The organism is Melaminivora sp., from assembly GCF_032059615.1.
Classification (GTDB): domain Bacteria; phylum Pseudomonadota; class Gammaproteobacteria; order Burkholderiales; family Burkholderiaceae_C; genus Melaminivora.
Genome location: NZ_DAMCAM010000002.1, coordinates 67,429 through 92,408 on the forward strand (window position 1 = coordinate 67,429; position 24,980 = coordinate 92,408).

Sequence of the window (24,980 nt, forward strand, 5' to 3'; positions counted from 1 at the left end):
GGCAGACACATGCGTGCCGCGATCCCACTTTTCGCCGATACAACTATACCCTCCGAAAAATCCAACCCTCATTGGTATCCAGCGTCTGACGCAACAACCTTGCCTTGATGCATCACAGCAGCAAACAAGCAGGCCACGCCAAATGAGATAGCAACGTCAGCCAAATTGAAAGCCGGCCAATGCGCTCCCCGCCAATGGAAGTCTAGGAAGTCGACTACAGCCCCTCGCAACAGTCGGTCCACTGCATTACCCAACGCCCCACCCAAGATCAGGCAGTAACCAACGCCTTCCCATTTCGAAACTCCCTGATGCAACAGGCGGATCAGCCAGAGCAAGACTCCCAGCGCAAGCGCGGCAAAACCGAAGCGTGCCCAGTCGCCTGCACCAGCCAGCAGGCTGAAAGCTGCACCGTTGTTCCTGAAATGGGCGAGATTGAAGAAGGAGGTTACAGCGACTTGGTCGCCATAACTGAAAAGGAGCGAGACGACGGCCTTTGCGAATTGATCGCCAAGTAACACTGCGGCAGCCAAGCCATACCAGATGCCGGCCGCTCGCAGATCCGTCAACCTCCCCGCAACCGGCAGCATCGTCAGCAGCGAGCCAGCCAACACCAGGCTACCGGAGGCAATCCCCCAGCCGGCCAGCACATCAGAGGGAAAGTGCATGCCTGCTGCAATGCGCGACCAGCCAACCAGAACGACATAAGCAACTAATGCCATCCGCTGTCGAACACCGGCCAGCGGCCACAGCGCCCCGGCAACGAGTGCGGCGTAGGTGGAATGACCGCTCGGTAGGCTGTAGTGCTCCTCCAGCGTGCCAAGGACGTGATCCAACTGGCTAAATACCGCAGCCGGTCGCGGAAAATCGAGCCAGAGCTTCAAGATGGAAGTGATCGCAAATGCGATGCCGAAGCTGATCACGAATTGAAGAAGCTGCCGCCGAATCGCCAAGGCGCGCCCCGTCACCGCCGTTGATCTTGACCATGCCCACAGTGTGAGCAGGATCAAAGGCGCAGTCCAGTAGTTGCCCAGGACGTTGCTGAAAAGCCAGGCCAGTGGCATCAAAATCGGCGGCGTGGCCTCGTTGATGAACTGAAACAAGGCGCCATTCAAGCCACCCCAATCGTAGAAAACCGACTTCCAGCTCATCGGCGCAGGAGCCTCAAACCGTTGCCGACCACCAGTAAACTGGCCCCCATGTCGGCAAACACCGCCATCCACATCGTCGCGCTGCCGAATACGGCCAACACCAGGAACACAGCCTTGATACCCAAGGCCAGCGCAATGTTCTGCCACAGCACCGCATGGGTCTTGCGCGAGAGGCGAATGGTGCTCGCCAGACGCCGCAGATCGTCATTCATGATGATGACATCGGCAGCCTCCATGGCGATGTCGGTGCCAGCGCCGCCCATCGCAAATCCGATGTCGGCCTGCGCCAATGACGGCGCGTCATTGATGCCGTCGCCCACCATGGCGGTCATGCCATGCGCGCGCTGCAATTCGCCGATGGCGGCTTGTTTGTCCTGTGGCAGCAGGTCGCCTCGGGCGTCGGCAATACCGGCCTGAGCGGCGATGGCACTCGCCGTTGCAGGGTTGTCGCCGGTCAACATGACGGTCTTGACGCCCATCGCGTTGAGTTCAGCAACCGCTTGGGTTGAAGAGTCCTTCAAGGTATCCGCCACGGCGAACAATGCCAGCACCCGATCTTCGGCGGCGAGCAGCGTGATCGTGCGACCGAGAGCCTCATGCTCTGCCAGTTTGGCTTCGAGCTCGGCGCTGCACAGGCCCTGGTCATGAATTAGGCGGTGGTTGCCCAGCACGAAACGCTGGCCTTGCAGGCTGCCTTGCACGCCTTTGCCGACCAAGGCCTCGAAGGCTTCCACATCCAGCCGCTCGCCAGCCAGCGATTCCGCTATGGCTTTCGATACCGGATGGTCGGAGCGTGCTGCCAAGCTTGCGCCGACTACCGCAGGGTCGAGATCCCCGGCGGACCAAGGCAGGGCTTCCCAGTGCACCAGACGCGGCTTGCCTTGCGTGATCGTGCCGGTCTTGTCCAGCGCCACGGCCTTGATCTGCCGGGCTTGCTCCAGATAGATGCCGCCCTTGATCAAGATGCCTTTGCGCACGGCGGCGGCAAGCCCACTGACCACCGTGACCGGCGTCGAAATCACCAAGGCGCACGGGCAGGCAATGACCAGCAGCACCAGGGCCTTGTAAACCGCCTGCATCCAGGTCAGATCGGCCAGCAAAGGCATCAGCACCGCCACGGCCAACGCAATCCCGAACACGGCCGGCGTATAAATTGCCGCGAAACGGTCGACAAAGCGCTGCGTTGGGGCTCGGGTCCCTTGAGCCTGCTCCACCGCGTGGATGATGCGAGCCAGCGTAGAGTCGTTCGCTGCGGCGGTCACGCGGATCTCCAACGCACCAGTCTGGTTGATGGTGCCAGCGAACACCGAGTCACCCACGGCCTTGTCAACGGGAATGCTCTCGCCAGTGACGCTGGCTTGGTCCACGGCACTGTTGCCTGATGTCACCAAGCCATCCAGGGGCACCCGCTCGCCCGGTTTGATGCGTACGGTGGCGTCGATCGCAATCGACTTCGAGGCCTGGGCCTGCCAACTGCCGTCGGGCTGCTTCACCTCGGCTTCAGCCGGTGCAAGCGCCATCAGGCCCTTGATGGCGTTACGTGCCCGATCCACCGCACGCGCTTCGATCAACTCCGCGATGGCATAAAGCGCCATCACCATGGCGGCTTCCGGCCACTGCCCGATGACGAAGGCACCGGTGACAGCCACGGTCATCAGCGCGTTGATGTTGAGCCGGCCCTGGCGCAACGCCTTGAGGCCCTTCGTGTAAGTGTCCAACCCCGCCAGCCAGATGGCGACCGCAGCGACGGCCATGCCGGCCAGTTTCCAGATCAGTAGGTCCGGCGCGAAGAAAGACACAGTTTCCGCTGCGATGGCCATTCCCAGCGCTGCGCCCATCCGCCCAATGCCTGCTTCGAATCCATGGTCGTGGTCATGAGCGCCTTCGCTTGCATCCTGGTGCTCAGCCGTCGAGGTCAAAGGCTTGGGATCGAAACCGGCCTTCCGGATCGCTTCCAGCGCTTGAGGCAAGTCTTTCGGATCGGCGTCGATAGTCAGGGTGCGAGCGCCAAGTTGGAAGCTCAGGCTGCGGATGCCCCCCAAGGGCTCAAGGGCCCGGCGGATCTCACCCTCCTCGGAGGCACAGTCCATGGTCGCGATCCGAAAAGTCGTAACCCCAGCCGCTTGCGCCGCAGGAGGTGTCGGTGCCGCGACGGCGACATCGTCAGCGCAATGCGAACAGGCGGATCCGCCGCACGATGCGATTTCAGGTGTGGGCTTGGCATTAGGTTTCATGGAGGATATTTGAAACCCTGCACCTGCTTCAGAGTCAAGCCCCTACAATGAAATTATTGCTCTCGGTCCACCCACGGAGGTTGTCATGAAGATTGGTCAGTTGTCGGAAGTCGCGCGTACGCAGGTCGAGACAATCCGTTTCTACGAGCGCGAAGGACTCTTGGCAGAGCCGAAGCGCACGGCGGGGAACTACCGCATCTACGATCAGACGCATCTGGATCGTCTCTTGTTCATTCGCCATTGCCGTGCCTTGGACATGACGCTGGACGAGATCCGGGTGCTGCTGCGTTTCTTGGACGCCCCCACCGAGAACTGCTCTGCGGTGAATGCTCTGATTGACGCACATCTTGGCCATGTGGCTGCGCGCGTCAAGGAGCTGCATCTGCTGGAAATCCAACTCAAATCGCTTCAGCAACGCTGCCAAGCGGGGCACGTTGTCAGCGAATGTGGAATTCTCAACGAGTTGACGCAGCAATCTCGAATTGGCCAGTCTGGGGCGCCTGAGTTGCTCGGACGGGGGCGTGGACTCTAAAAACGAGGTGAGCTCCATGGGCGCGTCTCGAGCGGAGCATTTTGGGGAGTTCCGGCTCACGCCTGCTCGTTGCCCACCCCGCAGCAGCGAGTCCGGGCCTCCTTTGCGCTACTTCAGGATGAAGCGGACAGACGCAACGGACTTACCCGCCTTTGAGACTGCGATAACAGCTTTGGTACCCGCTGGGACTTTGAAACTGCCCGAGCTTTCCAGTTTGCCGTCACCAGCCTGAAGTTGGATGTCCTGCTTGTCGCTACCAGACAAAAGCGTGACCTTTGCGGTCATCCCCGCGACGGCAACGGGCTTGCCGTGGTCGCGCATATAGAGCTGCAACTTGTCCGCTGTGGCGACAAATTCGTATTCGACATCCTTTGCTTCAGCAACAGCGCCTCCGTGCATGGGCTTTGCATCGTGACCATGATTGTCAGCCGCGAAGGCCATGCCCGAGATCGACACCGCCAGGGTGAGAATGAGTTGGGAGAGTTTCATGGGATTACCTTTGGAAAGAGGTTTCAGGGAAGGAAAGGTCCCGCGATCAGCGGGACCTTCTACAGCTACACGGGAGTGGAAGCGACCGGGTGAGAAGGTTCGGCCGAAACATCCTCCTCTTCCTCATCGGGCCTGTGGGCCAGACGGTAAAGAATCGGCAGAACGAGCAACGTGAGCAGTGTGGAAGAAAGAATTCCACCGATCACGACGGTTGCCAAAGGACGCTGGACTTCAGCGCCGGTGCCAGTAGCGATTGCCATGGGAATGAAGCCCAGGGAGGCCACGAGCGCCGTCATGAGAACGGGGCGCAATCGTGTCAGAGCGCCTTCGCGGATTGCATCGTCAAGCCCAACACCTTCTTCCCTCAAGCTGCGAATGTAGGAAATCATCACCAGCCCGTTGAGCACGGCGACCCCTGAAAGCGCGATGAACCCAACGGCAGCTGAGATGGACATCGGAATGTCGCGAAGCCAAAGCGCCAGGATGCCCCCCGTCAAAGCGAATGGGATGCCGGTGAAGACCAGCAATCCGTCCTTGGCGTTTCCGAACATCGCGAACAGCAGTACAAAGACCAGCAGCAGGGACACTGGCACAACGATCTGCAGGCGCTTAGTGGCCGATTGCAGGTTCTCAAAGGTTCCGCCCCAGCTCGTCCAGTAACCCGTAGGAATCTTGATCTGAGCCAAGCCTTGCTCGGCCTCCGCTACAAAGGAACCCACATCGCGTCCCCGCACGTTGGTGCTCACCACGATACGTCGTTTGCCGTTCTCGCGGCTGACCTGGTTGGGGCCGGGCGCAAGTTCGAATGTGGCGACTTCACCCAGTGGGATGAAATTCGTCCTGACTTCCGTCCCGCTCGCAGAACGTGGCAGCGGTATGGGCAGCCGCTTCATCCCTTCCAGGTCATTGCGCAGGGCCTCAGGGAGGCGAACAAGGATGTCAAATCGACGGTCTCCCTCGAACATGGTGCCGGCCTCGCGCCCGCCAATGGCAGTAGCCACGGTGTCCTGGATGTCAGCAACGTTCAATCCATAGCGCGCGGCCTTCTGCCGGTCTATGTTCACAGTGAGCATCGGCAGGCCCGTCGTCTGCTCGACCTTCACCTCGGATGAGCCCTGGATCTTCTGCAGCATTGCAGACACTTCTTCAGCAGACTTGTTCAACACTTCCATGTCGTCACCGAAGATTTTTACTGCCACGTCACTGCGCACACCCGAGATCAGCTCGTTGAAGCGCAGCTGAATGGGTTGAGAAAATTCATAGTTGTTGCCGGGAATTTTCCCAAGAACCTCCTGGATCGCCGCGAGCAGTTCGTCACGGGTTTTGCGAGGCTCGGGCCATTCGTCCATTGGCTTGAGCATGATGTATCCGTCCGAGATGTTCGGCGGCATGGGGTCGGACGCGATCTCCGCGGTGCCGGTTCTGGCGAAGATGCGTTCGATCTCGGGGAACTTCGCTTTCAGGGTTTTTTCGATCTGCTGCTGCATCGCAACCGACTGGGATAGGCTCGTGCCCGGAATGCGCAGTGCCTGAATTGCAAAGTCACCTTCATTGAGATTGGGAACAAACTCGCTGCCCATGCGGGTCGCGATCACTCCACACAAGATCACCGCGACGGCGGCGATGGTGAGAACGAGCGCTTTGGCGGACATTACGCGATCAAGCATGGGCGCATAGAGGCGCTTGGCATGGCCCAGGAAAAAATTCTCCTTTTCGCTAACCCGATTGCCGATGAAGAGCGCTACGGCTGCAGGGATGAACGTCACGGACAAAATCATCGCGCCCACCAGGGCGGCGACAACGGTGAATGCCATCGGGTGAAACATCTTTCCCTCAACGCCCGTGAGCGCAAAGATGGGCAGGTACACCACCATGATGATCAGCTGCCCGAACAGCAAGGGACGGCGCGACTCCTGGGATGCCAGGAACACTTCATGGAAGCGCTCTGCGCGCGTCAACGGTCGGCCGTGATGCGCCTGCGCATGGGCAAGGCGCCGCACGCAGTTCTCCACGATCACGACAGCACCGTCAATGATGATCCCGAAGTCCAGGGCCCCTAGGCTCATCAGGTTGGCGCTCACCTTGTACTGGACCATGCCTGTGAACGTGAAGAGCATCGACAAGGGGATGACCATTGCCGTGATGATCGCTGCACGGATGTTCCCCAGAAAAAGGAACAGGATGACGATCACGAGAACCGCACCTTCGAGCAAGTTCTTCTTCACCGTACTGATGGCCTTGTCGACGAGCACTGTACGGTCGTAGACCGTCACCGCATGCACTCCCTCAGGAAGGCTCTTGTTGACTTCGACCATCTTCTTGCTCACGGCCTGCGAGACGGTCCGGCTGTTTTCGCCGATCAGCATGAACACGGTACCGAGAACCACTTCTCGCCCGTTGTCCGTTGCGGCGCCCGTTCGCAGCTCCCGGCCAATACCCACTTCAGCCACGTCCCGGATGCGCACGGGCACGCCGTTGGCACTACTAAGGATCACGTCGCCAATGTCTTCCAAGGACTTCACCTGTCCTGGTGCTCGAATGAGGTACTGTTCACCGCGCTTTTCGATGTAGCCCGCGCCCACGTTTCCGTTGTTGCGGTCCAGAGCGGTGACCACATCCTGCAGCGTCAGGCCTAGTGAAGCCAGGCGCTCGGGGATTGGCGCTATCTGATACTCCTTGGCGAAGCCACCAATGGAGTTGATTTCCGTCACGCCAGGAACATTTCGCAGTTGCGGCTTGATGATCCAATCCTGGATCTCTCGCAGGTCCGTAGCGGTGTAGGGACTCCCATCAGGTTTCTTCGCGCCGTCTTTTGTTTCTACTGTCCAGAGATAGATTTCTCCCAGCCCGGTCGAGATGGGCCCCAGGGCCGGTGTGATGCCTGCAGGCAATTTGTCCCGAGCCTCCTGGATACGCTCGTTCACAAGCTGGCGTGCGAAATAGATGTCGGTGCCGTCCTTGAAAATTACGGTTACCTGCGACAGTCCATACCGTGAAAGCGACCTGGTTTGTTCCAGGTTCGGCAAGCCGGCCATGACCGTCTCGATGGGGTACGTGACCCGCTGCTCCGTCTCCAGCGGCGAGTAACCCGATGCCTGCGTGTTGATCTGAACCTGTACGTTCGTGATGTCGGGGACAGCGTCTATGGGCAGCTTTTGATAGCTGAAAACGCCGAGCGCAGCCATGGCAAGGGCCGCAAGTAGCACCAACCATCGTTGTTCGATTGAAAATCGAATGAGTTTTTCAAACATGTATGGGCTCCGTGATCAGTGCGTGTGTTCGGCAGATCCCTTGCCGAGCTCGGATTTCACGACGAAGCTCCCCGATGAGGCGTAGGGCATGCCGGCCTTGAGGCCCTGAAGGACCTCGACCCGCTTGCCATCGCTTCGGCCCAGCTTCACTGGCTGGACAATGAAACCACCGTTGACCTTAAGGAAGACAACGGGCTTTTCTCCAACGTTCTGGACGGCGTCAGCCGAGATCGTCACAGGCGCCGCCGTTTCTTCGGACACAACTTCAACGTTCACGAACAGGCCGGGACGCCAGGCGCCCTTGGGATTTTCAAGAACCACGCGGGCCTTCGCTGTGCGGGTCTGCTCGCCGATCAGCGCCCCTACAAATGCGACGATGCCAGTGGCGGAGGCGTCAAACGCCGTGGCCTTGATGGTGACCTTCTCGCCCACCCGCACCGACGGCAGGTCTTTTGCCGGAACATTGATCTCCGCCCACACCTGGGTGAGGTCCGAGATGGTGAACACCGCTGCATCTTCCTTCACGGCTTCGCCGAGGCTCAGATGCTTCTCGATGACGATGCCGTTAAAGGGTGCCCGCAGTTCGATGCGATTCAAACCGGACATCGACGAGGTGGACAGGCCCAGCGCACTCAATTTCTGATTGGCGTTGGCCACAGCTACCTCCGCTTCGCTTAAGGCCTGCTTGGCCTGCAGATAGTCCTGCTCAGCCGAGACCTTCTGCTCCCACAGCTTCCTCTCCCGCTCGTAAGTGGTCTTGGCCAGCGCCAATCGCTTTTGAGCGGTCTGCAACTCGCTGCGCTGCTCCGAGGCGGTCGGGCTTGCAATGGCGGCCAGCACCTGCCCTTTCTTGACGACTTGGCCAAGGTTGGCGCTGACACTTTCCACCACTCCCGCAAGACGGGGGACAACGTGCGAAGTGCGGTCTTCGTTCAGCCGGATCTCGCCGGGCAAAAGCAGTGCCGTCTTGATGTTGGCTGCCGACGCGGTGTCCACACTGATCGATGCCGCCTTTATCTGGGCATCGGTCAGTTCGATCTTTCCTTCTTCCTTGCTCATCACGAACATGAAGGGCTCAGTGGCAGTCTGCGCAATGATCTCGATGTCGAACGCATGGGGTTCGGCAACGATCTCGCGACTGACCAGGTTGTCTTTTTCCGCGGCAAATGTCAGCTTTTGCTTTTCGTCCGTCGGGCGGGTCACTGTTGCCGTGACCGTTGCCGCGTTCAGGGGTAGCGCCTTGTCTTTGTCGAACAGCCAGATCCGCAGCCGAGGCTCGCCACCATCTTCCGACAGCAGTGCTTCCAGGCTGAAGTCGCCTTCCTTGAACATGGTGCCGCCGTGGGGGCCCTTGGCTTCGCTCTTTTCGTGGTGTTCACCGTCAGCATGGCCCTTGTCATCGTCGTGGCCTTTTTCACCGCCTTTGCCATGGTGCTCTCCGTCACCATGCCCCTTGGCCTCGGTGTGGCCTCCGTGACCGTGGCCATCGCCCTCGGCGGCCGCCGCTTTCGGCTTGCCTCCGCCCTGCAAGATGAAAGCTCCTGCCCCGACTCCCAATGCCAGGACGACGGCAATGGCGATCAAGTGCTTTTTGCTGATGGTGGATTTGATGGTGTTCATGGTCATTCTCAGTTCTGCGGTGCGGTCAGGCGGGGGTCGTGGGGGCCGCCGAGCAGGCGATCAACATCGGCTGCTGCACGATGTGCCTCGCCAAGTGCTTTGAGATATTGGGATTTGGCGGTGAAGTAGGTGCGCTGCGCATCGAGCACCTCCAGGAAATTGAACTTGCCGTTCTCAAAGCCAATGGTGGCTGCGTCATAAGCGGACTTCGCCCCCGGAAGCACGTCCTGCAGCAGAGATTGGATCTCTGCTGCGATCATCGCAAGTCGCTCCCGGGCCTGCACCACTTCGCTATGCAGGCGCACGGTGGCCCCCTGCAGCTCGTCTCGGGCCTTGTCCTCCAGCTTCAGTGCTTCAAGGAGATTGCCCTGGTTGCGGTCAAACACGGGGATGGGGACTGACACCCCAAAAAGAAGGACGTTTCGCTGCGTCTCGTTGCTGCGCTGCATGCCAACGCTGACGGTGACATCCGGCACCCGCTTGCTTTGCTCCAAGTCAGTCAAGGCCTTGCGCCGATCCACCTCGATCCTTGCCAGGACAACCGCTGGCGAAGAAGAAATAAGGGACTGAAGATCGGCGAGTTTCGGTACAGGGGGGAGGTTTTCGGCCTTGCCCTCCAGGACCGTGAAAGGCGCTTCGATCTTTCCCAGTAGCGCGAACAGACGAGACAGGGCATTGCGCTGTTCGCTCGCGGCCTGGGCGAGCTCGACGCGAATACCCGCTTCCGCAACCCGGGCCTTGGACTCTTCGACAGGCGACACTTTGCCGGCGGCCACCCGCTTGGCGACAGTGTCAGTTGAAGACTTGGCCAGCGCCACGCTGTCCCTGGCGAGCACCAGGCGTTCTTGCGCAGTCAACACGTCGAAATAGGCGGCAGCCACGTTGGCTCGCAAGGTTGCCTTCAGCTCGTTGAGCTGGGCTTGCGCCTGCTCGCGCGATTTTTCGGCTGCCTTGGTGCGCGCGGCACGCTTCCCTCCCAATTCCACCGGAAGGTTGAGCTGCCAACTTTGCGTGCGCGTTTTGGAGCGCGCGTCTTCCAGCGAGTAGGCGAGCTCTGGATTGGGGCGTGCGCGCCCTTGCAGAACTTGCCCCTCGGTTGCCTCCAACTGGCGCGTCGCCGCTGCCACCTCGGGATTTCCCTCCAAAGCCAATTCAATTGCCTTGGTTAGCGACAGCGGCATAGCGGATGCTGTTGCGGCAGTCTGAAGTGCGTCCTCGCCACTGATGGGCCGCTGTGACACGCCCTGCGAAAAGGCGCTACTGGAAGCGGCCAGCAATATGGCCGCCGCGCTAGCTGCGAGCCTGACTTTCTTGTGGCCGCGCCATGCGTGCGGCTTTCCTTGAAGGTAAATACCCTTGAACATCCGATTCTCCAGTGATTTCAAAACACGAAGGAATCGGCGGAGTGGCAACCGTGCAGCTGCCTGGCAACTCGTCACTCATCACAGCCGCGACACGCGCAACTACATCCGCCGGAGGGGCGGACACGAATGACTGAAGGAAGGAGAGATGCCCCGCCGATTAGGCGAGGACGGACCACTGAGGGCGGTCAGGAGGAGTGGGCGTTACAGCAGCCAACCGCTCGTTCGGCTGGGCACCCACACTACTGTCGTGAGAGACGCCTTGCTTGGCATAGGAAAAGTTGAGGGCGCCGATGCCGGCGCCATGGCAAACCCAGCAATCGACATCAAACTGGTCGGCGTTTTGCCCATTCTTATCTGCTTGGTCGATCACGCTCTTGGCCTCATGCTTGTGCTCATGATGCCCCACGTGTTGTGTCTGAGCCGTAGCGCGTTCATGCATGCAATAGGTAGCAACCGCAGACCAGCTGAACTGGAATGGTAGCAATGCAAGCATAAAAACAGCTATCAAGCGGCGCATTATTTGAGTCTAGCACGCGACCATGAAGTCTTCGTGTGGGGTACGGATGGACTCTGGATAGAGGCTATGCGTTGGAGAATCAGCCGCCCGAGCCGTACAGTTCCTGGATACGCTGTTTTTCAGCGGCAGACATGTTCAGGTATTCCTGTTGCACCTGCTCACGGGTCTTGGAGGGGCCCGTTGCCTTGACAGGCAGAGCACCGCCGCGCGCGAGGATCGCCAGCGTGCCGTCCTTACGGGCGACGGCCACCGACTCAAGCACGTCGCCACGGGACATCGAGCTCAGGACGTGGTCGGGATGGGTGGTAAATCCCACTTCGCCACCTGCGGGGTGATACAGCGAAGATGCAGATGCCAGGCCTGGAGCCGCGATGGCAAGGGCGATCAGGGAAAGCGTGAGGGGTTTGCGAACAGTCATGGTTTTGTCTCAGGGTTCAGGGGAGCCCTTGGCGGCTTGCCTGGGCTATGCCTTGCGACACGGGGTGAACTTTAGAAAGCGGCCAACGACAAGGAGCCAACAGTCAGATGACAAATTCGTAATATTCGAATGCCCCGCATGCTTCGAGAATGGCGTCATGAAAATCTTGCTCATTGAAGACGAAGTCAAGCTTGCCGAGTACCTGCGCAAGGGTCTCGGCGAGGTCGGCTACGTGGTGGACGTGGCCCACAACGGCGTGGATGGCCTCCACATGGCCCTCGAAGGCGGGCACGACCTGCTGGTGCTGGACGCAATGCTCCCAGGGATCGACGGTTTCAGCCTACTCACCGCTTTTCGCAAATCCAGGCAGACACCCGTTTTGATGTTGACAGCGAGGGTAAGCGTCGAGGACCGGGTTCTGGGACTGCAGACAGGTGCTGACGACTATCTGGTCAAGCCCTTCGCGTTTTCCGAACTGAACGCACGCATCCAGGTGCTCCTGAGGCGCACCCATGGCGCACGGGATGCGGCAGAGCCCTCGCAACTGCGCCTTGCCGATCTCGAGGTGGACCTAGTGCGGCGCAAAGCGTCCCGGGGTGGTCAGCGGCTGGAGCTGACCGCCAAGGAGTTTCTGCTTCTGACTCTCTTCCTGCGACGGAAAGGCGAGGTGCTGTCTCGCACCGAGATTGCCGAGCAGGTGTGGGACATGAATTTCGACAGCAACACCAACGTGGTGGAGGTCGCCATCCGGCGCTTGCGCAGCAAGATCGACACGCCCTTCGAGAAGGCACTGCTTCACACCGTTCGGGGTATGGGTTACATCATCGAAGTGCGCAACGAATGAAGGCACTGACCCAACATCGCTCACTGCGCCAGAGGCTGTCGTGGTGGCTGGCGTTGCAAAGCTTTGCAGGCTTGGGCCTGGTCTGCCTAGCCGTGTATCTGGTGACCGAGTTCAATTTTCGCGATCGGCAAGAAGATACATTGGCACAAAAGGAAAACGTCATTCGGCATCTGCTGGCGGATGGTAAAGAGCACAGGGATTCGGAAGACCTCGCTCACAAGCTCGACGATTTCCTGGTGGGGCATGGAGATCTATCGCTTGAAGTGACCCAGGCCGATGGGGTCGTGCTCTACGCGCACGCGCGCAACCAGAATGCGAAGACGGTATGGCGCCAACGGCAGTTCGAGGTGGAGCAGGTCGCGGGCTCGGCCTCGAAGAGTTTGCGCGTCCGGCTGTCGCTGGACATCCAAACCGACAATCAGTTGCTTCACCGGCTCGCAGTCACCCTGCTGGTGGCGGCTATCGGGGGAGCCGTCGTAGTTTCGCTGGGCGGCTTCTCTCTGGTCAACCTCGGGCTTGCGCCCGTGCGAAGGCTGGCCAGCCAAACGCGCGCACTGTCGGCCGACAACCTGCATCACCGGCTCGATGGGGGTGAGCAACCTCTTGAGCTTGTGCCGCTGATTGACCAGTTCAATGCACTCCTGGCACGCATCGAGAAGGCCTACTCACAGATGGAGGGCTTCAATGCAGATGTAGCGCACGAGTTGTGCACGCCACTGGCCACGCTCATTACCAACAATGAACTGGCGCTAAGGCGCCCTGAACAGACGGACATGCGGGAGGTCCTCGCCTCCAACCTGGAGGAACTGCATCGCCTGACCGGCATCGTCAACGACATGCTGTTCCTATCCCAGGCGGATCGGGGCGTGAGCGCACGCCGCGCTCCCGTAGCGAGCCTTGCAGCGGTGGCTGCAGACGTGCTGGACTACCACGAGGCGGCGCTGGCCGAGGCCGGTCTCACCGCCAAAGTGGTGGGCGATGCCCATGGCGCCTTTGACGCGCCGCTGTTGCGCCGGGCCCTGTCAAACCTGCTAGGCAACGCCACCCGATACGCAAAAAATGACTCAATCGTCCAGATCACCTTCAAGCCCTCTGATGAGGACCGCGTGCTGATCAGTGTCGCTAACTGCGGAGATACCATCGATCCAGAGATACTTCCGCACCTGTTTGATCGATTCTTCCGCGGCGATCCCGCTCGCAGCCATGGGCAAAGCAACCATGGCCTCGGCTTGGCCATCGTTGGCGCGATCGCTCGCATGCACCAGGGTGAGCCGGTTGCATGGTCAGAGAACGGGGTGACGATTGTCGGGATGGAAATCCGCGCTCTGTAACGGGCTCTGGTGCCGGTGATCCCACTTACGCATCCATGAGCCCGAACTGTGCTTCTTAGGGGGGCCTGGATCGATTTTCTGATTTATGAGTTCGTGTTTTCCGACTGGCTTTTCTGCAATTGGCCGAAGCGACTCCATCGCACTTACTCCAATGCAGGATATTTGCCCATGTCTTCATGGTTGGACCTTGTCACCGCGATAAGGTCAAGGTCCGCAAAAGATGACAGAAAAGTCACCGTGCTGTCCTCGTTCTGTTGGGTCGGGGTTTCTACGATGAACACATCTTCTCATCGCCTGGCAAAGGCATGGGAGATGCAAGTTTTATTGACTTCTATAAGGACCTTAGCCATGACTCAACATCGCCTCTCCCTTTCTTCCATGATTGCAGCAGTGGCCGCAGTGGTCACTCTGGGTCTACCGGGGATGGCTTCGGCAGCATACGAGCATCCTGCCAACAATGAAAAGGGCATCATCGTTCACCCGGAACACTTCAAGAGTGAAAAGACACGAGAGCAGGTTATCGCGGAAACCAAGGCTGCTATGCAGCAAGGACGCCTGTCTTATGGCGAGAGCAACTACCCCATCCGCACACCTGATGTAAGTTCTGGCAAGACGCGTGAGCAAGTAATCAACGAACTGCTGAGCGAGTCACCTGCCGAACGCTCCGCGCGTCTGCGTCTCTACTCCCGGGGTTGATAGCCCCCAGTTGGTGCTCCAGCAGAGCACGTTGAATCCATTCTGTGGGATCGCTGGCGTCGGCCTGACTAACCTCGGGACAGCCCAGGCCGCCGTCCAATTTCCCATGACATCCCGCCGCCGCGCACGATGGCGGAAAGCTGTTGTCCCAGCCGTTGCTCTATCACTGGCTTCCACGGCACCAGACTGAAGCCCTTGCCGTCGTCCAGCATGGCGTAGCGTCCGCTGACGAGCATGACGGAGCGCCGATAGATCCCAGCCACGCGCTGGCCGTCGACCAGGGGCCGATGCTCCAGCCCGGTTTCGGCGGCAATGTCCTTGGCGGCTTGCGCCAGTTCCCGGTTGCGCAGCGTGCTCAGCAGGTTGCGCGCCAGGACCACGCGCTGGCCACGCCGCTCGGCCAGCCCCTGTTCGGTCAGGAAGTCGGCACGCTTCTGTAGTGCCTCCTTGACCTCGCTGCCAAAGCCCAAATCGCCCAGCCCCTTGTCGCCGCCGATCAACTGCTGATCCAGCCAGGTGACCCCAATCACGCGGGCCTGCCGCTCAATGGGTAGGTGCGATTTCAGCTCCACGGCCACGCCGCCCAGGCGCTGCGCGTCGTACTGGTGACCACGCTCGGGCAGGTCGCTCGGCACCTTCCATAGCCCTTCGGCCACGCGCTCCACGATGCCAGCCCGGCGCAGGGCTTCCAGCCGGCGAACATGGGCTGCGACCACCTCTTGCGGATCGCGGCCGACCTGCGCCTGGCCTTGCGTAATCGCCAGATGATGGTCGGTGCGGTACAGGCCATCGCTGGCCAGCGCGGCGATGTTGCGATCCGCCGCCCGCACCTCGGCGGAACCGCGTACTTCCACCACCGCGCCGGTCGGATAGTTGCCGGGTTCGTCGCGGGCATTGAGCGCGACGTAGTGCGCCTTGCCGTCCGTGCCGTCGATGACCAGATAGCCCCGGTCGCGCAACTCGTCGGCCAACCCCTTGGCGGTCACGCGGCCAATGATGCTGCGCCCATCGTCGCCGGGCTCGAACACCGCCAGTTCGCGCGGCTGCCCGCTCATCGCCCGCTGCATGGTGCGGATGATGTCGCCGCGCTCGCCCAGGGCGCGCAAGGTCTTCTCGGCGTCGGCATGGATGACCCAGGTGCCAGGCTGCGTCTCGTCGGCCAGGCCCAGCCGCTGCAAGTGTTGCAGGCGGCCGATCAGCAGCAGGCGCTGGCGTCGCAATTTGGGTTCGTTGAAACGTTCGATCTGCACCCGGCCATCGTCGCCAGTCTCACGTTTCAGTGTGCGATCCAGGCTCGTCCACCGTTCCTGTTCCACCTCGCGCTGCAGGCTCTGCTGGATCTCCAGTTCGGTGCGCGGCCCCAGCCATTCGGTCGCCAGTTCGGCGGCCCGATGGCGGAAGCCATCGGCGATGTAGTCGCCCGCGATGATGAGGTCTTTGCCGGTGTCGTCGCGCCCCCACACGATCAGGTGGGTGTGCGGGTTGTCGGTGTTCCAGTGATTGACTGCCACCCATTCCAGCCGCGTGCCCAGGTCGGCCTCCATGCGGCCCATCAGGTGGCGCGTGTACGTCCGAAGATCGTCCAGTTCAGCGCCATCCTCGGGTGAAATGATGAAGCGGAAGTGGTGCCGGTCATCCTGGCTGCGTTCCTTGAACGCATCCAGATCGGCTTCGTCCGTCTGCGGCCCATAGGCGCGGCCCGGCTCACCATCGCGGCCCGCGCCATCGCGCTCGATGTAGCGCAGGTGCTTGGCAAGCGATTGCGGGCTGGCCTGGCGCTGGTTGACCAGCAGCGTCTTGATGGTGACGCGCCGGGACAGCTGCGTGAGTTTCGCACCGGCGAAGCGCGCCGCCGTATGCCCACGCCCCAGGCGCGAGCCGGGGCGCTTTCCGGTGCCGCCAGCCGACGCCGGGCGGCGCACCGAGGACTTGCCGCCGCTGGTTTTGCCAACCTGCTTGAGCACCTTGGAGACAAAGCTCTGGCCGCGGTTCTTCGGGGCCTTTGGAGGGTTTGGACGGATGCGGAAATCGTCGTCGCGGCGGTTGCTCATCGCTGTCTCCCTGGGAAGTCGTGGCGTGTCCGGTCGTGCGAAGCACGCGGACATGCCTGTATCGGCGCGGGCCTCGCGCCCCAATCGGCACGGCGGCGAAGCCGCTGTGTGCCGCGCCACCCCTACGTGCAGACTGGCTTGGCGGGCGGCTGGGTGCCGCCCCCTTTTGTCTTGCCTTCCGCCTTTGCCCCTCGCTGTCGCTCCCGGCAGCGGCGGCCCGGTGGCGCTGCGCTGCTGGCAGCCAGCCCGCCGGTGAACGCGGCCAGGGCCACAGGCCGGGCGTGTTCAAGGCAAGACGCCTGCACAGTGGACGGCTGCGCCGGATGCAGCGCGAAGTGCGGTGCGAACGCACCCGCACTGCACGCGCGACGACATAACAACAGCAGTCGGAACGACACGCCCGATGGCACGACAAGATGCGTGGCAACGTGAAGCGAATCGGCGGCCATCATGGACATGGCTCCAGCCAGACCGGATGAGCCACACCGATCACGGCGGACGCGCTGACCGGCCCAAAATACCGGCTGTCGAACGAGGCCGGGTTGGTCACGCTGAGCAGGAACAATTCGCCAGGCCGAAGCCATCGGCATTGCGGCCAGGATGGCAGCGGCCGGCCCAGCCGGTCGGCAGCCAGGGCGACGGCCACCGGCACGCCGTCGATCCAGACCAGTGCATCGACGATGCAGACGTGTTGCGGCGCGACCGCGCCCACACGTTTGAGAAGCGGCACGCGTGTCGGCAGGTAGCCGCGCTGCGCAGCCAGCGCGGCGGCCTCGGCCGGCAGCGGAACCAGCACGATGCTGCCCACGGACAACGGACGTGGCAGCGAGGCGGTGCGATGGTCGAGCGGATCGATGCGATACCAACCGACCGCCACGCTGTCGGACGGGTTGTAAATCAGGCGCGGCAGCGGTGATACGAAAGCCGCCCAGGCCAGCGCAGCGAGGCCGCAGGCGGACAGTGCAGCCAGCACGAGTCGAGCGCGCAGGCGCGAGCGAGGATGCGGTGCGGCTTCGGCGGAATGTACGGCGGTGGAATGAGCCGTCATGGCAGAGTCCTCCCGGTCAGCCAGGCGGCGTGCCGCTCGGCGCTGTAGTCGGGCAGCGGCAAGCGCGCCGCGAGCCGGTTGCCCAGCGTGCGCCAGTACGCGGGCGACACGGCGGCGGGCGCGATGCCCAGCGCCTCGATGGCGTCGATGCGTTCCAGCACGGCGCGCACGGTGTTGTCGCCCTCGGCGTGCAGCAGCAGGCGTGCGCCCGGCTGCACGCCGGGAATGCGCTGCGCGTCATCCAAAGGCGTGCAAGCCTGCATCACCATGAGCTGCCAGCGGATCGTGCCGTAGTCGTTGGCCTGCCAGCGGATGCGACAGAACACCGCGTTCGGTAGGAACACCGCAACGCTGCGCCAGCGGTCGAGCCGCAGCGTGCGCGCCGGCTCGCCAAAGCGCAGGTAGAGCTTGATCCGGTGCTCCACGTAGGCCAGCGAAACGCGCGTCAGCGGTGTGGAGGCAGGCCGGCCAGTGAGCGCGGCGAAGGACGGCAACGGTGCCGCCGTGGTCGCGATGGCAACAGGTGGGATGGCAGGCAAAGCGGATGGGTTCATGGTGCGTTCTCCCTGCGGTGTTCTGGAAACTCCCGCTCCAGCAAGCCGCGCAGCAGGTCGGCCACGGTCACGCCTTGCGTGAAGGCCGACACCTTGATGCGCGAGCGCATGGCGGGCGTGATGTCGAGGGTCAGGCGAGCGGTGTAGAGATCGCCTTTCTGGAGGTCTTCGGCGCTGCCTTGGCGAATCCACGCCTCGGCGTGCGGATTGGCAGGCGGGCGCGCGCCGATGCCGACGCGCTTGCCAGAGCGTTTGCCGTTGGATGCGGGCTTTGCTGTCATGTCGGCCACCGCAGCAGTTCATCCACCAGTGCGGTGATTTCGCGCGCGGCGGCGCTATCGGGTGCCGTTTCGCGGGCGAGCCGGCCAGCGGCCACGCTGTCGGCGAACACGATGCGCTGGCGTACTTCCGAGCGCAGCGCGGGCAACGGCTGTTCAGCCAATGCTCTGCGTGCTTCGCGCCCGATCACGGTGGTGCTGACGCGCCGGTTAATGACGAAGGCTGCATGCAGTTGCGGCCGGAACACCTGCGCTTCACGGATCAGCGCCACCATCTCGGCGCTGGCCCACAGGTCGTAGGGGCTGGGTTGCACCGGAATCAGCACCCGCTCAGCCGCCAGCAGCGCGGAGCGCGCCAAGGCGGCGATTCGGGGCGGGCCATCAATGACGACGTGATCGGCCCGCCTGGCGAGTTCTGGCACCTCCTGATGCAGAGTCTCGCGTGCGAGGCCCACTGCGCTGAACAGCCTTGGAAGACCTTGTTGGCTGCGGCGTTGCGTCCAGTCCAGGGATGAACCCTGCGGATCGGCATCCAGCAGGATGACCGATTGCCCCCGCATCGCAAGCTCGCCCGCGATGTGGGTGGCGAGCGTGGTCTTGCCCACGCCGCCTTTCTGGTTGAGTAAGGCGACGATCATGGCGCGGCCCTCCAAGCTGGAAAGCTGGCTTGCGCCTGCCTTGCAAAACGGGGTTGTTTCGGGCTTCTGGCTTGCTGCGCTCTCTGCCTTTCGGCAGTTGTCCACCGAAACGGCGCGCTTCTACTAAAAGTTAGAGAATTTAAGTTAGGAAAGTTAAGGGAGGCCAAAACCCGCGCCGTTATTGGCTTTGCGACGGATTGGCACGCCTGATAGCACGATAGTCCCACGCCTGATAGCACGATACCTGGCACGCCTGATAGCACGAGCCCGTCCACAGGCTTTGCCTCGGTTATCCCCGTGCCGTGTACGGCACGGGCCGGAAGGTCAACAGTTCGATGCCATCCAACCGCTCGATGCCCAGGACATAACCGGGCAGCGACTGCCGCGCCACCAGCGCGCGCAGGTCGCAGGCGAAGTCGTAGGGTTTGGCCGTGCTTCCCGATTTGCGGTGCAGGTGCCGAAAGTCGAACTGCCAGCCACCGGGCTGGCGTCCGCCATGCTTGCGTACCAGCCGGTACAGCCACCGCTCGATGCCGCCCGTCAGCCGGAAATACGCCGGGTCGATGGTCAGCACCAGGGCCGCATCCAGCACGCCGGCATAGAACCAGTCCGGCAGGATCAGCTCGATACCCAAGGGTGTGCCGTGAGCATCGGCCAGTTCCTTCCATTCGTTGATCCACGAGAAGCGGTGCAGGCGCCGCCCGGTCGTCTCGCGGATGGAGGTGGCCACCGTGGTGGACTGCAAGCGATCCAGGGCCGCTTTGAAGCGCTGGTAGTCGCGCAGCGACGTACCGCGCCCGATGAAGCGCAGGATCTCGTAGGGCGTGGCCTGCATCAGGCGCGAGGGGCGCAAGCCCGCATCGCGCGCCTCCACGATCTGGCTGGCGGCCCAGATCAGCACGTCCGCATCCCAGATCGTGGCAATGCCGTGCTCGGCCGTGCCTTCCACGCGGATCGTCACGCCGCTGGTGCGGAAGTCGATCGGCGCCGTGCGCCGCGACTTCGCCAGCGAGAAGAAAGGAAAGGCCATCAGGTCCTGGCTGTCGCGCGGCGCCATCTCGCCCGGCAAGGCGCGGAACAGGTCGAGCTGTTCTCGCTCCTGCGACGGTCGCTGCCGTGGTGGCAGCGATGGACTGGACATGGCGAAGGCCACCCGCGCGCCAGCGATCAGCGCGCACGGCTGTCCGCCGAGTGTTGCTCGGCGTACTCGGGATCGGAAGTCGTCTCGAAGCTGCGGTCGGAGGCCCAGGCATCAAGGTCAGCCACGGCGTACATGACGCGGCGGCCGAACTTGCGAAAGCGCGGGCCACCGCCGATCACGCGCTGCTTTTCCAGCGTGCGCGGCGACAGGCGCAGGTAGTCGGCGGCTTCGTCGTTGGTTAGATAGCGCTGGGGTTGCGCAGCGGGAGTGGTGTTGGTTGCGGGAGCGGCGGCAGGCCGCAAGGGAGCAGGACGCATGGTGAGAACCTCCATCGGTTGCAAAGCTCCGGCCACACAGCGCAGCCGGATGGAGGCAGTCTCAGAAAACGCGGCTGTTCTGCTCAGGGTCGATCTGCGCTGGATGCAGAACGACCCTTCTCAAGCGGCGGAAGTTGTGCTAAGCGGCGATAGCCGCCGCGCATCAACGCATCGCCGCGCTGCACCAGGCGGCGCACCTTGGAGCGCAGGCCGCCGTCGCTGTACCAGTCGGCGGCCGCGTCCTCGCCGAATAGTCCTTCGGCGATTTCGCGCAAGGACGCGCCCGCCAGGGCCGCATCGAGCGCCTGCAAGGTGTGCAGTTCCTGTAGCGCCGACAGCGATGGCCGCACCGATGCCGCCGCCGCAGGCGTGGCATCAGCGGCAGTCGCGAGCTGTTGCAGCATGGCGGCCAGCCCCTGCAACTGCGCGCAGGCGCGGATGGCATAGGCGAAGGCCATGCCATCGGCCAGGCCAGGCGCGATGGCCAGCCGCAGGCTGTAGCCCGGCCAACGCAGCACCAGCATCAGCCGCTTGCCGTCATGGATCAGGCACTTGCTGCCGGGCAGACTCCAGAACGAGAAGACGATGGCGTCCATTGGCGGATCAGCGTCCGGGTAGAGCTGGAGCACGCCATCGTGGTCGGGGAACCAGGCTGGGTGCGCGTCACGCGCATCCAGTTTTGGGTCTTCCAGCAGACGCAAGCCCCAGCGATGCGCCGTATCGGATCGGCGACGACGGCGCAGCCAGTCGAGCCGGTAATCAGGATTGCGGCGCAGGTACTCCCAGGCCAGCGCCAGGCCATCGAGGTGCAGTGTGTAGAGATAGGCTGCCGTGGGATACCAGGGTTCGGTGTGATGCTCGGCCATGGCGAAGGCTCCTGTCGAAGATCAGGAACGTCGCCATGACGAAAGTCCGGGAGCTACCGTATCAACACCAAAACATCATCGGAATCGGGGTAAGCTGTAACCATTGGTAGTCAAGACCGATTGGCTCCGGGCAATTGCGAAATTCGTCCGAATGCGACGCCCGCACGGCTCCAAATTGCCGCGCGTTACAGGACACCGTGCCGCAGCCCGCATGAAAGATCGTGACTGTTTTAGTCACGGAGGCACAGGTTTGAAGCAAGAGTTCGGATTCAGACCGGCCAGGTCTGATGCCAGACTGAAATAGTCTCAATGCGCCCGGCTTGGCCGGGGCGCGAACGGTTCAATCGACGATGGAACCGTTCTCCTGCGCCAGCCGCAGATATTCCGACAGCGAGCGCGCCGCCTGGAAATACCGATCGCGCATCACGGGCTGCTGGCGCGGCCCGACGATGGAGCCCAGATCGGACAGCTTCACCTGGCCCAGCTCGGGCATGCTGATTCCCAGGTCGATCAGGCCGTAGGCCGTGTCCCCATCGGCGGGATCAAGCGCGGCCAGCAGCCAGGTGGCGTGCGCGTCGGGAGTGAACAGCCGCACCACGGGCAGCGGGTCGATGGCCCGGCCAGCGGCGCGGGTCTGGCCGTGGGTCAGCAACTGCCTGCGCTCGTTCTCGGTGATGAGTCGGTTCATGGATGGCCCCTTCATCATTGACACAAATCCGCCAAAGTGTGAAAGCGTAAAGCTGTATCGATGGATTTGAGAAAAAGCACGGATGCGGTTTTGCGGTTCTGTCGGAATCTACAAACGCGGATTTGCGTAAAAACGCAGAAGCACGAAAAGGATCAGATTCATTTATGAGTTAAAGATAACGTGGTTTTAATTGTGCTGTGACTTGACGCTTCTGTCTATGCAGAAGCGAACTGTCCAGCGTGGCCGACCGGCCGGCGCCACCACCTTCGACGCCGAGTTGGCCCTGGCCTTCGGCGCGGCGGTGCGTGCGCTGCGGTTGGAGCGTGGGGTCGCGCAAGAATCGCTGGCGCACCTCGCCGGCATTGAGCGTTCGCACATGGGCAAGGTCGAGCGCGGCGAGCACATGCCCACGTTGGCGATCATCTTCAAGATCGCTGGCGCGCTTGAATGCAGCACGACAGTGCTGATGAGCAAGACCGAAGGCCAGCTTGCTGCGGCCCGGTCGTAGCGATAGGAACCCGCCCTTGTGACAAGGCGCTGACCTGGCCGATCCGGCGCAGCCGGTTCGGGGCATTCAGGGGTGCCAAGCTCTGCGCGGCGGGGATAGCCCCTTGGGCTTTCCCCTGGAGGCAAGCGCCAGCGCGCAGCGCCGCAGGCGCGAAGGCGTGAGGGATTGATGCCGAATGGCCGTGACGACAAAGGCGGCACGGGGCGCAGCCCGAAAGCCTGACGGCGCATCGCGCCGACACGCCATGCATTTGCCTCTGCGAACGCAAGCCATGGTCTTTCCGAAAGGTCGAATCATCCCGAAACAGCTATTTGAAGGTCACACCTTCCTGGCTGTCGATATGGCACAGCAGCACTGCGCCCCGCCGCCATGGACGGGGTGCTGGGTGGCCGTCAGGCCACCTGCGGCTTGCTGCGCGACCAGATCAGGTTGTGCGTGCCGTCTTCTTCCTCGATCAGGCGGGCATAGACCGTTGCCGGGAACGAAGGATCGTCGAGGGTCACGGACACGTAGGCCCGTCCGGCCTCGCTGGTCTTCTTCCACCCCGCGCCCACGTCATAACCCGTCGCTTGGATGCGGAAGTCGGGGGCGTTCTCGTTGCCGCTCTTGTCATTGGGCACGAACTTGGCCTTGACGCTGAGCGTCAGAGTGCGAAGTGAGCCGGTGTAGCCGTCTTTGTCTGCGGTGAAGGTGCCGATGTTGGCCATGGTGTTTCTCCTTTCGGTTGAACAAGGTTCGCGCCCATCGCGTCCTTGTTGTGATCCGGCCGGCGGGGGACGGGCGGGCTGCACCGCTTGCGGTCGAAACGCAGTGGAGAACCGGGAGGCGCAAAGAATTTGTCCCGCGAGGAATGCGCCGAACGCAGTGACAAAGCAGGGGAAATTGTTTGCGCCTCCTGGTTGCAGCCATGAAGCCCGAGGCGCAGCCGCGCCACCGCCAGGATTCACAACAAGACAAGGACGCCCTGGGCCGATCCGCCCCGAAAGGAGTTATGGCCGGCTCGGCATCCCCGCATGAAGGCTTCACTGGCTCGCTCCCTGATGCGGGCCAAGGCAACGTTCCGACGACAGGCGAGGGCGCCCCTGCCGCACCTTGCGATGCCGATCTTGAAGCGTGGCGTGGAAGCTGCATAGCGAGGTCGAGCGGTGTGTCCGTGAACCATCCTTCGTGATGCGATGGACGAGAACCACCAGCGTCGAGGGCGGCACACATTCGCACAACCTGCAGCAGCAAGCTACGGCGTATGCACCGCGCCCTGGCCGTTGCGGCGGGGCGCTGGCTTGGCCGATCCGGCACAAGCCGGTTCGGCGGGTTACAGGGGCGCCAAGCATCGCGCGGCGGGGATGGGCCGCAAGGCCGATCCCCTGGAGGCAAGCGTCAGCGCGCAGCGCCGCAGGCGCGAAGGCGTGAGGGATTGGAGCCGAATGGCCGTGACGACAAAAGCGGCACGGGGCGAAGCCCGCAAAGCCCGGCGGCGCATTGCGCCGACACGCCCGGGTCGTTCTATATGTTGGAAGGAAACAGATGCAGATGCTGGCCTGAAGTGACGTCGGTACTGCTTCGCCTTCCCGTCAGTCAGCTTCTGGTTCGTGCCCCAGCTTGATCGCGTGAATACGCGCTTCGATGGCGTCGTCCTGCACGCGTATTGAGTCGAGGCGTTCCAGCAGGAAATCCTCGCGAATGACCTCCACGACCGTCGTTTTCCGATCTTCGCCGTCGTGCCAATTGAATTCCAGTCTGGCAAGTGGCACTTCTTGCAGTTGCACCGCCCCGTCTGCGGTCACCTTCGCGGTGAGAAGCTGGCCGCTCACGACCACCATCGGGTGCCAGAAGAACAAACGCCAATACCGCCCTGTCTCCTCTGTGATCCACGCGCTGAACGCACCTACTTCGTCTTCCGTGTACTGGCTGGCCTTGAGCAGCGACGAGTAGATGTCATCGGGTTGACATGCCGTGAACTCGTCCTGACCATGCAGCTTGCTTAACGCGCAAATCTCCGAGAACAGGTTGTGCCAGTCCGCTGCCCTCTCCTCGTAGGGCTGAATCTGATCGAGGAAGGGGCAAGGAACCGGGCTTGTGCCGAACTTGATGTAGCTCTCGAAGTCTGCGTTGGGCGTCGAGGGCCGCTCCGTCAGGAGAACAATGGGAAAAGCGTTGTTGATGGTTTGGATCACGAACGTCGTCTTGACGCAAACGCCGCGTCGATTCAGTCCACCAGCGGTTTCCGCCGTAAGATCGATTCCCCGCGCCTTGCCGTGAATGTCTTTGTGCGTGACGTTCGGCTCCACGAAGAAGTCTGCCGCCGTGAGCGCGCGCACAACACGAGACTTCATCAGGTATCCCGAGCGTTCGAGGGATTCGCGAATAACGTCGATTGGGATTGGCTGTTCTGCAGGCATGACTGGATTGTGCCGCCTGCGATGATCTTTCCACGCAGCGCATATGTG

General features: G+C 62.1%; 24 protein-coding genes. 5 read left to right on the forward strand and 19 right to left on the reverse strand.

Annotated elements, in window-relative coordinates:
• Positions 1-68: 68 nt before the first annotated feature.
• Together lspA and RT051_RS00915 are read right to left on the reverse strand one after the other, a co-directional pair.
• Positions 69-1,148 (reverse strand): signal peptidase II, encoded by a 1,080-nt coding sequence (lspA, locus tag RT051_RS00910; protein WP_106683273.1) that lies wholly within the window; start codon positions 1,146-1,148, stop codon positions 69-71.
• A complete protein-coding gene (locus RT051_RS00915; protein ID WP_106683274.1) occupies positions 1,145-3,382 on the reverse strand; it encodes a heavy metal translocating P-type ATPase in 2,238 nt (745 codons plus the stop codon). Before RT051_RS00915 ends, lspA begins: the two co-directional genes overlap by 4 nt.
• 85 nt (positions 3,383-3,467) lie before the next feature.
• Between RT051_RS00915 and cadR the strand changes: the two genes are divergently transcribed.
• Positions 3,468-3,914, forward strand: coding sequence for a Cd(II)/Pb(II)-responsive transcriptional regulator (gene cadR / locus RT051_RS00920; protein WP_106683275.1), 447 nt, complete (start codon positions 3,468-3,470; stop codon positions 3,912-3,914).
• A 108-nt stretch (positions 3,915-4,022) separates the two neighbouring features.
• Here the strand turns inward: cadR and RT051_RS00925 are convergent, their stop codons facing one another.
• The 6 genes from RT051_RS00925 to RT051_RS00945 all read right to left on the reverse strand — a co-directional run bounded on the left by RT051_RS00925 (position 4,023) and on the right by RT051_RS00945 (position 11,573).
• Positions 4,023-4,403 (reverse strand): hypothetical protein, encoded by a 381-nt coding sequence (locus tag RT051_RS00925; RefSeq protein ID WP_106683276.1) that lies wholly within the window; start codon positions 4,401-4,403, stop codon positions 4,023-4,025.
• A gap of 65 nt (positions 4,404-4,468) precedes the next feature.
• Positions 4,469-7,654 (reverse strand): CusA/CzcA family heavy metal efflux RND transporter, encoded by a 3,186-nt coding sequence (locus tag RT051_RS00930; RefSeq protein ID WP_106683277.1) that lies wholly within the window; start codon positions 7,652-7,654, stop codon positions 4,469-4,471.
• 15 nt (positions 7,655-7,669) lie between these two features.
• Positions 7,670-9,280, reverse strand: a complete 1,611-nt coding sequence (locus tag RT051_RS00935; protein ID WP_106683278.1) for an efflux RND transporter periplasmic adaptor subunit — start codon at positions 9,278-9,280, stop codon at positions 7,670-7,672.
• A gap of 2 nt (positions 9,281-9,282) precedes the next feature.
• Entirely contained in the window at positions 9,283-10,638 is a 1,356-nt protein-coding gene (locus RT051_RS00940; protein ID WP_106683279.1) for a TolC family protein, read from the reverse strand.
• Positions 10,639-10,795: 157 nt separating this feature from the next.
• Entirely contained in the window at positions 10,796-11,155 is a 360-nt protein-coding gene (czcI, locus tag RT051_RS14660; protein ID WP_106683280.1) for a cation efflux protein, CzcI family, read from the reverse strand.
• 79 nt (positions 11,156-11,234) lie between these two features.
• Positions 11,235-11,573 carry a DUF4148 domain-containing protein gene (locus RT051_RS00945; RefSeq protein ID WP_106683281.1) on the reverse strand — a complete coding sequence of 113 codons (339 nt, stop codon included), beginning with the start codon at positions 11,571-11,573 and terminating at the stop codon, positions 11,235-11,237.
• A 157-nt stretch (positions 11,574-11,730) separates the two neighbouring features.
• On the opposite strand from RT051_RS00945, the gene RT051_RS00950 reads away from it, so the two are divergent.
• The 3 genes from RT051_RS00950 (at position 11,731) to RT051_RS00960 (ending at position 14,444) form a co-directional block, all read left to right on the forward strand.
• On the forward strand, positions 11,731-12,417 hold the full coding sequence (locus RT051_RS00950) for a heavy metal response regulator transcription factor (protein ID WP_106683282.1): 687 nt from the start codon (positions 11,731-11,733) through the stop codon (positions 12,415-12,417).
• Positions 12,414-13,748 carry a heavy metal sensor histidine kinase gene (locus tag RT051_RS00955; protein ID WP_106683283.1) on the forward strand — a complete coding sequence of 445 codons (1,335 nt, stop codon included), beginning with the start codon at positions 12,414-12,416 and terminating at the stop codon, positions 13,746-13,748. The genes RT051_RS00950 and RT051_RS00955 overlap by 4 nt, the downstream gene beginning before the upstream one ends.
• Before the next feature lie 348 nt (positions 13,749-14,096).
• Positions 14,097-14,444, forward strand: a complete 348-nt coding sequence (locus RT051_RS00960) for a DUF4148 domain-containing protein (protein ID WP_313070054.1) — start codon at positions 14,097-14,099, stop codon at positions 14,442-14,444.
• A gap of 68 nt (positions 14,445-14,512) precedes the next feature.
• On the opposite strand, the gene RT051_RS00965 is transcribed toward RT051_RS00960, so the two are convergent.
• The 9 genes from RT051_RS00965 to RT051_RS01005 form a co-directional block, all read right to left on the reverse strand.
• Entirely contained in the window at positions 14,513-16,495 is a 1,983-nt protein-coding gene (locus RT051_RS00965; RefSeq protein WP_313070056.1) for a relaxase/mobilization nuclease and DUF3363 domain-containing protein, read from the reverse strand.
• A 448-nt stretch (positions 16,496-16,943) separates the two neighbouring features.
• Positions 16,944-17,543 carry a S26 family signal peptidase gene (locus RT051_RS00970; RefSeq protein ID WP_106683286.1) on the reverse strand — a complete coding sequence of 200 codons (600 nt, stop codon included), beginning with the start codon at positions 17,541-17,543 and terminating at the stop codon, positions 16,944-16,946.
• Positions 17,540-18,097 carry a DUF2840 domain-containing protein gene (locus RT051_RS00975; protein WP_199792800.1) on the reverse strand — a complete coding sequence of 186 codons (558 nt, stop codon included), beginning with the start codon at positions 18,095-18,097 and terminating at the stop codon, positions 17,540-17,542. Before RT051_RS00975 ends, RT051_RS00970 begins: the two co-directional genes overlap by 4 nt.
• The gene (locus RT051_RS00980; RefSeq protein ID WP_106685368.1) at positions 18,094-18,378 is read right to left on the reverse strand and encodes a chromosome partitioning protein ParB; all 285 of its coding nucleotides are present in this window, start codon (positions 18,376-18,378) and stop codon (positions 18,094-18,096) included. The genes RT051_RS00975 and RT051_RS00980 overlap by 4 nt, the downstream gene beginning before the upstream one ends.
• Positions 18,375-19,013: a ParA family partition ATPase gene (gene parA, locus RT051_RS00985; RefSeq protein WP_106685366.1), complete on the reverse strand. Its 639-nt coding sequence runs from the start codon at positions 19,011-19,013 to the stop codon at positions 18,375-18,377. Before parA ends, RT051_RS00980 begins: the two co-directional genes overlap by 4 nt.
• A gap of 289 nt (positions 19,014-19,302) precedes the next feature.
• On the reverse strand, positions 19,303-20,154 hold the full coding sequence (locus tag RT051_RS00990; RefSeq protein WP_106683288.1) for a replication initiator protein A: 852 nt from the start codon (positions 20,152-20,154) through the stop codon (positions 19,303-19,305).
• A gap of 26 nt (positions 20,155-20,180) precedes the next feature.
• Positions 20,181-20,471: a helix-turn-helix transcriptional regulator gene (locus RT051_RS00995; protein ID WP_106685369.1), complete on the reverse strand. Its 291-nt coding sequence runs from the start codon at positions 20,469-20,471 to the stop codon at positions 20,181-20,183.
• Between the two features lie 83 nt (positions 20,472-20,554).
• Complete coding sequence (locus RT051_RS01000) at positions 20,555-21,337, reverse strand: DUF2285 domain-containing protein (RefSeq protein WP_106683289.1); 783 nt, start codon at positions 21,335-21,337, stop codon at positions 20,555-20,557.
• Between the two features lie 340 nt (positions 21,338-21,677).
• Positions 21,678-22,025 (reverse strand): DUF2958 domain-containing protein, encoded by a 348-nt coding sequence (locus RT051_RS01005; RefSeq protein WP_106685370.1) that lies wholly within the window; start codon positions 22,023-22,025, stop codon positions 21,678-21,680.
• A gap of 217 nt (positions 22,026-22,242) precedes the next feature.
• Here RT051_RS01005 and RT051_RS01010 point away from each other — a divergent pair, with 217 nt between their 5' ends.
• Entirely contained in the window at positions 22,243-22,533 is a 291-nt protein-coding gene (locus RT051_RS01010; RefSeq protein WP_106683290.1) for a helix-turn-helix domain-containing protein, read from the forward strand.
• 392 nt (positions 22,534-22,925) lie between these two features.
• On the opposite strand, the gene RT051_RS01015 is transcribed toward RT051_RS01010, so the two are convergent.
• Positions 22,926-23,240 (reverse strand): DUF736 domain-containing protein, encoded by a 315-nt coding sequence (locus RT051_RS01015; RefSeq protein ID WP_106683291.1) that lies wholly within the window; start codon positions 23,238-23,240, stop codon positions 22,926-22,928.
• Positions 23,241-24,104: 864 nt separating this feature from the next.
• Complete coding sequence (locus RT051_RS01020; protein ID WP_158702851.1) at positions 24,105-24,932, reverse strand: hypothetical protein; 828 nt, start codon at positions 24,930-24,932, stop codon at positions 24,105-24,107.
• Positions 24,933-24,980: the final 48 nt, after the last annotated feature.

Excerpts from the sequence above, each read along its gene's own strand:
- lspA (WP_106683273.1), bottom strand. The coding sequence starts at position 1,148 with ATGAGCTGGAAGTCGGTTTTCTACGATTGGGGTGGCTTGAATGGCGCC.
- RT051_RS00915 (WP_106683274.1), bottom strand. The coding sequence starts at position 3,382 with ATGAAACCTAATGCCAAGCCCACACCTGAAATCGCATCGTGCGGCGGA.
- cadR (WP_106683275.1), top strand. The coding sequence starts at position 3,468 with ATGAAGATTGGTCAGTTGTCGGAAGTCGCGCGTACGCAGGTCGAGACA.
- RT051_RS00925 (WP_106683276.1), bottom strand. The coding sequence starts at position 4,403 with ATGAAACTCTCCCAACTCATTCTCACCCTGGCGGTGTCGATCTCGGGC.
- RT051_RS00930 (WP_106683277.1), bottom strand. The coding sequence starts at position 7,654 with ATGTTTGAAAAACTCATTCGATTTTCAATCGAACAACGATGGTTGGTG.
- RT051_RS00935 (WP_106683278.1), bottom strand. The coding sequence starts at position 9,280 with ATGACCATGAACACCATCAAATCCACCATCAGCAAAAAGCACTTGATC.
- RT051_RS00940 (WP_106683279.1), bottom strand. The coding sequence starts at position 10,638 with ATGTTCAAGGGTATTTACCTTCAAGGAAAGCCGCACGCATGGCGCGGC.
- czcI (WP_106683280.1), bottom strand. The coding sequence starts at position 11,155 with ATGCGCCGCTTGATAGCTGTTTTTATGCTTGCATTGCTACCATTCCAG.
- RT051_RS00945 (WP_106683281.1), bottom strand. The coding sequence starts at position 11,573 with ATGACTGTTCGCAAACCCCTCACGCTTTCCCTGATCGCCCTTGCCATC.
- RT051_RS00950 (WP_106683282.1), top strand. The coding sequence starts at position 11,731 with ATGAAAATCTTGCTCATTGAAGACGAAGTCAAGCTTGCCGAGTACCTG.
- RT051_RS00955 (WP_106683283.1), top strand. The coding sequence starts at position 12,414 with ATGAAGGCACTGACCCAACATCGCTCACTGCGCCAGAGGCTGTCGTGG.
- RT051_RS00960 (WP_313070054.1), top strand. The coding sequence starts at position 14,097 with ATGACTCAACATCGCCTCTCCCTTTCTTCCATGATTGCAGCAGTGGCC.
- RT051_RS00965 (WP_313070056.1), bottom strand. The coding sequence starts at position 16,495 with ATGAGCAACCGCCGCGACGACGATTTCCGCATCCGTCCAAACCCTCCA.
- RT051_RS00970 (WP_106683286.1), bottom strand. The coding sequence starts at position 17,543 with ATGACGGCTCATTCCACCGCCGTACATTCCGCCGAAGCCGCACCGCAT.
- RT051_RS00975 (WP_199792800.1), bottom strand. The coding sequence starts at position 18,097 with ATGAACCCATCCGCTTTGCCTGCCATCCCACCTGTTGCCATCGCGACC.
- RT051_RS00980 (WP_106685368.1), bottom strand. The coding sequence starts at position 18,378 with ATGACAGCAAAGCCCGCATCCAACGGCAAACGCTCTGGCAAGCGCGTC.
- parA (WP_106685366.1), bottom strand. The coding sequence starts at position 19,013 with ATGATCGTCGCCTTACTCAACCAGAAAGGCGGCGTGGGCAAGACCACG.
- RT051_RS00990 (WP_106683288.1), bottom strand. The coding sequence starts at position 20,154 with ATGTCCAGTCCATCGCTGCCACCACGGCAGCGACCGTCGCAGGAGCGA.
- RT051_RS00995 (WP_106685369.1), bottom strand. The coding sequence starts at position 20,471 with ATGCGTCCTGCTCCCTTGCGGCCTGCCGCCGCTCCCGCAACCAACACC.
- RT051_RS01000 (WP_106683289.1), bottom strand. The coding sequence starts at position 21,337 with ATGGCCGAGCATCACACCGAACCCTGGTATCCCACGGCAGCCTATCTC.
- RT051_RS01005 (WP_106685370.1), bottom strand. The coding sequence starts at position 22,025 with ATGAACCGACTCATCACCGAGAACGAGCGCAGGCAGTTGCTGACCCAC.
- RT051_RS01010 (WP_106683290.1), top strand. The coding sequence starts at position 22,243 with ATGCAGAAGCGAACTGTCCAGCGTGGCCGACCGGCCGGCGCCACCACC.
- RT051_RS01015 (WP_106683291.1), bottom strand. The coding sequence starts at position 23,240 with ATGGCCAACATCGGCACCTTCACCGCAGACAAAGACGGCTACACCGGC.
- RT051_RS01020 (WP_158702851.1), bottom strand. The coding sequence starts at position 24,932 with ATGCCTGCAGAACAGCCAATCCCAATCGACGTTATTCGCGAATCCCTC.